Origin of the sequence: Methanobrevibacter sp., from assembly GCF_045541095.1 — an archaeon.
GTDB lineage: Archaea > Methanobacteriota > Methanobacteria > Methanobacteriales > Methanobacteriaceae > Methanocatella.
The window spans coordinates 1-4,910 of sequence record NZ_JAZQIJ010000267.1 but is presented as its reverse complement, the minus strand read 5'-3'; the positions used below and the strand labels follow the sequence as shown (position 1 = coordinate 4,910).

4 protein-coding genes are annotated in these 4,910 nt (G+C 35.3%); 3 read left to right on the top strand and 1 reads right to left on the bottom strand.

Features of this window, described 5'->3' with window-relative positions; all coding sequences use genetic code 11:
* The coding region (locus ACKI2P_RS11615; protein WP_407377740.1) for a zinc ribbon domain-containing protein at positions 1-225 on the top strand (225 nt) is incomplete at its 5' end.
* Here ACKI2P_RS11615 and ACKI2P_RS11610 read toward each other — a convergent pair.
* On the bottom strand, positions 226-1,035 hold the full coding sequence (locus ACKI2P_RS11610) for a hypothetical protein (RefSeq protein WP_407377738.1): 810 nt from the start codon (positions 1,033-1,035) through the stop codon (positions 226-228).
* Between the two features lie 178 nt (positions 1,036-1,213).
* Here ACKI2P_RS11610 and ACKI2P_RS11605 point away from each other — a divergent pair, with 178 nt between their 5' ends.
* Both ACKI2P_RS11605 and ACKI2P_RS11600 read left to right on the top strand, forming a co-directional pair.
* Positions 1,214-3,805 (top strand): Ig-like domain-containing protein, encoded by a 2,592-nt coding sequence (locus ACKI2P_RS11605; RefSeq protein ID WP_407377737.1) that lies wholly within the window; start codon positions 1,214-1,216, stop codon positions 3,803-3,805.
* A 365-nt stretch (positions 3,806-4,170) separates the two neighbouring features.
* Positions 4,171-4,398, top strand: a complete 228-nt coding sequence (locus ACKI2P_RS11600; protein WP_407377735.1) for a hypothetical protein — start codon at positions 4,171-4,173, stop codon at positions 4,396-4,398.
* The last annotated feature ends 512 nt before the right edge of the window (positions 4,399-4,910 follow it).

Sequence of the window (4,910 nt, the reverse complement as noted above, 5' to 3'; positions counted from 1 at the left end):
GACAAATTCCAACTCTACAAACCCAAAGCAAACGGCGTACAGTTCACAAAAAGCCACAATACAAGCAGAACATGCCACCATTGCGGACACATAAAACAAGAGTTAGAAGTCAAAACACGCAACTGGAAATGTCAAAAATGCGGAAAAATACTTGATAGAGACGTAAATGCCGCAATTAATATATTAAACCGCTGGTTCAACGGGGATAGCCTGAAAAATACTTAATTAACCTATTAAGTGAAAAAAATTCAGGAATCCCCACCCTCTTAGGGTGGGGTGGTTCAATGCGAAAAATATGATGTAGTTGAAAAGGCTTCCAATCTGAGGTATCTCAAGGGTTGTTCCCTGATGTGTCTGGACCTGGTGTATGAATACGACTAACCACGGACTATGGAGTATCAGCAGGGAAATTACTGAAATCATGAATTGCCTTAAGCGAGGCTTAACGTCACTTGAGCGTAAAATTTCAACCAAAACCAGCAGATACATTAATCCGCATGTTATTGCAAAGATATACTGGGTATATGCAGACAGAAGTGCGAACAATGTTAAAAGAATCCAGCTTTTACGGTTCCAGTTGTCGGTAACTTCCTTAAAGTAGATGAATGCCATAATGACGAAAAACAGACCCCAGGAATACATCCTTATGGTCAGAAATTCAACGAAAAAATCACTCATGACTCCTATGCAGAAGATAAACAAACCTGCTGTAAACCAGTCATAGTCATTTCTAATCTTAAAATATGAAACAAGTATCAAAAGGAGGTAAGGAATGACTGAAACAATTTTGAGAAGATGGATGTTGGTCAATCCGAATGGGGCAAACAGATATAAAATCAGATAGTGCAGCGGCGGGTGAACATCGTGTATTGCAACTGTCATGCCCTCAAAAAAAGGCAGATTCACAAGGGAATATGTCCAGTATTCATCAACATGGATCAGTACGTGGGATATTGGTGTGATGAACATGTAAAGCAATATCAAAATTGCCGCGCCAAATAATATTTTGCCCAAAACCTCTCTTTTATTATGCATGCTCATATATTGGTATGGGGAATATTTAATGATTTGTTCTATTTTTCTCTCTTTTCATTAAATATGATTAAAAAAGATATAAAAAGTTTACATTTTGGCCTCATTGGCTATTTTTTCAAAATAGATATATATCATTTTTAACAGAGATACTGATGATTGTAAATTTTGGGGTAAAAAAATGAAATGCAAAAAAACTTTAATTTTTATTTGTTTAACAATTTTTTTATTTGGCGTTGCAAGCGTTTGCGCAACTGATGTAAACCAGACTGTTGCAGCAGACGTTGAAACAAATCCTGAAGTGGATTTGAGCAATGCTGATAAATTAACTGCATCAGCAGATGATTCCCTTAAATCATCATCTGATGAGAGTGATGCAGTGGTGTTAAAGGGTAATAAGACAGCTACTCATATAGTTGTCTCTGATTTGAATACACATTATAAAAGTGGAGAGTATCTGTATGCGACATTAACTGATGCAGAAAACAAGCCTATGGGCGGTGAAGTTTTGTCTGTCAACTTTAACGGGGATGATGGTTATAAAGTCACAGATGAAAAAGGGCAGATTAGGATAGATACATTCAATTTAAATGTCGGCACATATGATGTCTATATTAATTATGCTGCTGATAATAATCATGATGGGTCCTCTGCAGCTGTAAAGATTACTGTAAATAAAGCGGATTCAGTTTTAAGTACTGTTGATACTTATTCTTTGAATTATGGGGATACTGGTGATTTTAAAGTAGGTGTTATTGGAGCAACCGGAATAACTGCTAAAATTGACAATATGGACATTGAAACTAATGGGCTGAATATCACTATTCCTAAACTCAGTGCGGGCACCCATAAACTGGTGGTTACTACAATTCCTGATGATAGTTATAATTCAGTATCCAAAACAATAATAATCACAGTCAACAAGGCTAAAGCTTCATTTGGAATTAAGGATGTTGTTATGAACTATGGGGATTCTTCAATGATGGGTGTGTCCTCAGACTATGCCATTGGTTTTGTTGCCAAAATCGACGGCAAAGAGGTAAATGTTGACGGAGGATTTATTTCTCTTTCAGGTTTGGATGCTGGAAACCACACATTAACTGTCACATCAATTCCTGATGCAAATCACACATCCGTAACCAAGGAGGCTACAATCACTGTCAATAAATTAAATTCCGACATAAGTATCAAGGATTTAAATATTGATTATGTAAGTCCAATCAGTATTACTCTAAACTATATTGGAGCCACAGGTTTTACCGCAACAGTCGACGGAAAAAGTGTTGAGGTAATCGGTGATGTTATCAAGATTCCTAAACTTGATGCCGGTACTTATACATTAGCGGTCACTACAATTCCTGATGCAAATTACAATTCCGTTAGAAAAACCGCTACACTGACCGTGAACAAGGTTGATCCCCAATTCAATGTTCATGATGTTACCTATGAATACGGCACTCAATTCAATATGACTGTAGATACTACTGAATCCACAAGCTTTGCTGCCAAAATCGACGGTAAAAGCGTTGAAATGGATGGAAGTATGATTATATTTCCTAAACTGAGTGTGGGCACTCATACTTTAACAGTTACTTCACTGAATGATGTCAATCACAATGCGCTGACAAAAACCGCAAAGATTACCGTTGATAAGGCAAGAACCAATGTGGTAACATCCAAGTTAAATGCGACTGCAGGCAAAAAGGTAAACCTTACTGCCGGAATCGGTGGTTTTGAAAAAATCAATGAGGGGGTCGTTGCTTTCTTCACAGGCGATACCAAAATCGGTGAGGTCAATGTCAAAAACGGTATTGCAAAACTAACATACACTCCGACAAAAGCAGGAGAATATTCAATATTGGTGGTCTATGAGGGAACATCCAGTTTTTCATCTTCAAGATCCACATTCAAACTGACTGTTCTTGACGGGTCAGGTTCATCCTCCACCACAAACCATACTGGTGATAAAAACACTTCCATAGATTTCAATGGTAATGCTGAAATATATGTTCCTTACTCAGATGCTAACGTTACCATGGAAGTCACATTGTCTAATGTTAATGCAACAGGTAACGTGACATTAACAATCAACGGAAAATCCTATGATTTCCCTGTTGTAAACGGTGTTGCTAAAATTGTCGTACCTGATTTGGATAGCGGAAAGTATCCATACACAATAACCTACTCCGGTGACGGCAAATACCCGTCCATTTCAAAAAACGGAATAATAATTAAACAGTCTGACGAAGTTGAACCTAAAATTACAGCATCAAATGTCAATGCGCTTTATTCTGCAGGCACAATTTATACCATTAAAGTCTATAAAGACGGAAAACCTGTAAAAAGTGCAACTGTCAGGATAAGCGGTAAAATATCAAAAACACTAACTGCAACCAATGGAATTGCCAGGTTTAAGATAACTCAGGTGCCTGGAACATACAAGATAACCATAACCTCTTTAGGCAAATCAGTTACAAGAACAATTACCGTAAAACACATTGTAACACTTAAAACAGTCACTGTCAAGAAATCTGCTAAAAGTTTGGTGCTGCAAGCCAGTTTGGGCAAGGTCAGCGGAAAGTATCTCAACAAGAAAACAGTGACATTCAAGTTCAACGGCAAAACATACAAGGCAAAAACCAATTCAAAAGGTGTTGCTAAGGTCACTATTAAATCATCTGTCTTGAAAAAGCTTAAAGCGGGTAAAAAAATAACCTATCAGGCAACATACGGTAAAGATACTGTTAAAAAAACTGTTAAAGTTAAAAAGTAGGATTTTTCCTATTTTTTATTCTATTTTTTGCATACATGTTTTATATTTAATGATATTTCTCTCTAATTTTAATATTTTGCAGTATTAAAACAATCCATTCGATGATTTTTTTTAATGAGGATTATATTTCGGCATGTTATATATCTGTTTTTATGAGCTATTTTTTTAAAAGAATTAGATAGGTTTATTGAATTCATTTTTTTTCAATGTTAACTAGTTTAATTTATATTTAATCCTTAATATGTCTTTATTTATTAATTTTAAGATGTAAGTGGGCACTTACACTCGAAAAACTTTATATATGAACATTTTAATAGTATTAAATAGGTTTCAAAAGATTAACCCATTAAAAGGAGCAGATTAAAATGAACAACAAAATCATTATACGGGGATTGATTATTGCATTGGTTGTATCGCTCGTCGTGGCTGGTGTCTATGCTGCCGAAGCAGGCACCCACACAGACAAGAACACAACCAATAATGTGGACGGATTATATTTAAGCGGATCAGGTGATGTAGCACATGTTCATGGATTCAGTCCAGAAATTACCAGCTATCTTCCTGACAGCCCATCTGCTGCATTGAATAGCTAGAAAATACTATTCAATGCAATTTTTTCTTTTTTGACCCAAATTAACTATTACACCAAATTTCAAGAATTATCCAGTTTTCCATATTAATGACTAAATATTTGCTTTAATCACAAAACATTTTCCATTGGCATTAATTCATAGATTACTTTTGCGGCATATTTTTTTATGGATATGAATGTGATGGAAATCCATAAAATGTCAAAAACTGACATTGCATTATCGCTTTATCTTAAATAATGTAAGAATACCACGACCTCTTTTAGGTCGTGGATGAATTGCAAGTTGGGTGTACAATCTTTTTTAATTAATTTTATTGTGTTTATTTTTATTTAATATATTTGGAGACTATTTTAGGTCTATGAATTTTTTGTTCAGTGTACTCTCTTTTTTTTGTGTGGGATTTGTAATATTTGCTTTGAGTTGTGAAAATTGTTCTGGGTTTGAAAAATTGTTCTCAGTTCCTTATTCGATTACTTCTCAAATGCTCTCCCTCTTTTTTTATATAGCAGTAA

Excerpts from the sequence above, each read along its gene's own strand:
- ACKI2P_RS11610 (WP_407377738.1), bottom strand. The coding sequence starts at position 1,035 with ATGCATAATAAAAGAGAGGTTTTGGGCAAAATATTATTTGGCGCGGCA.
- ACKI2P_RS11605 (WP_407377737.1), top strand. The coding sequence starts at position 1,214 with ATGAAATGCAAAAAAACTTTAATTTTTATTTGTTTAACAATTTTTTTA.
- ACKI2P_RS11600 (WP_407377735.1), top strand. The coding sequence starts at position 4,171 with ATGAACAACAAAATCATTATACGGGGATTGATTATTGCATTGGTTGTA.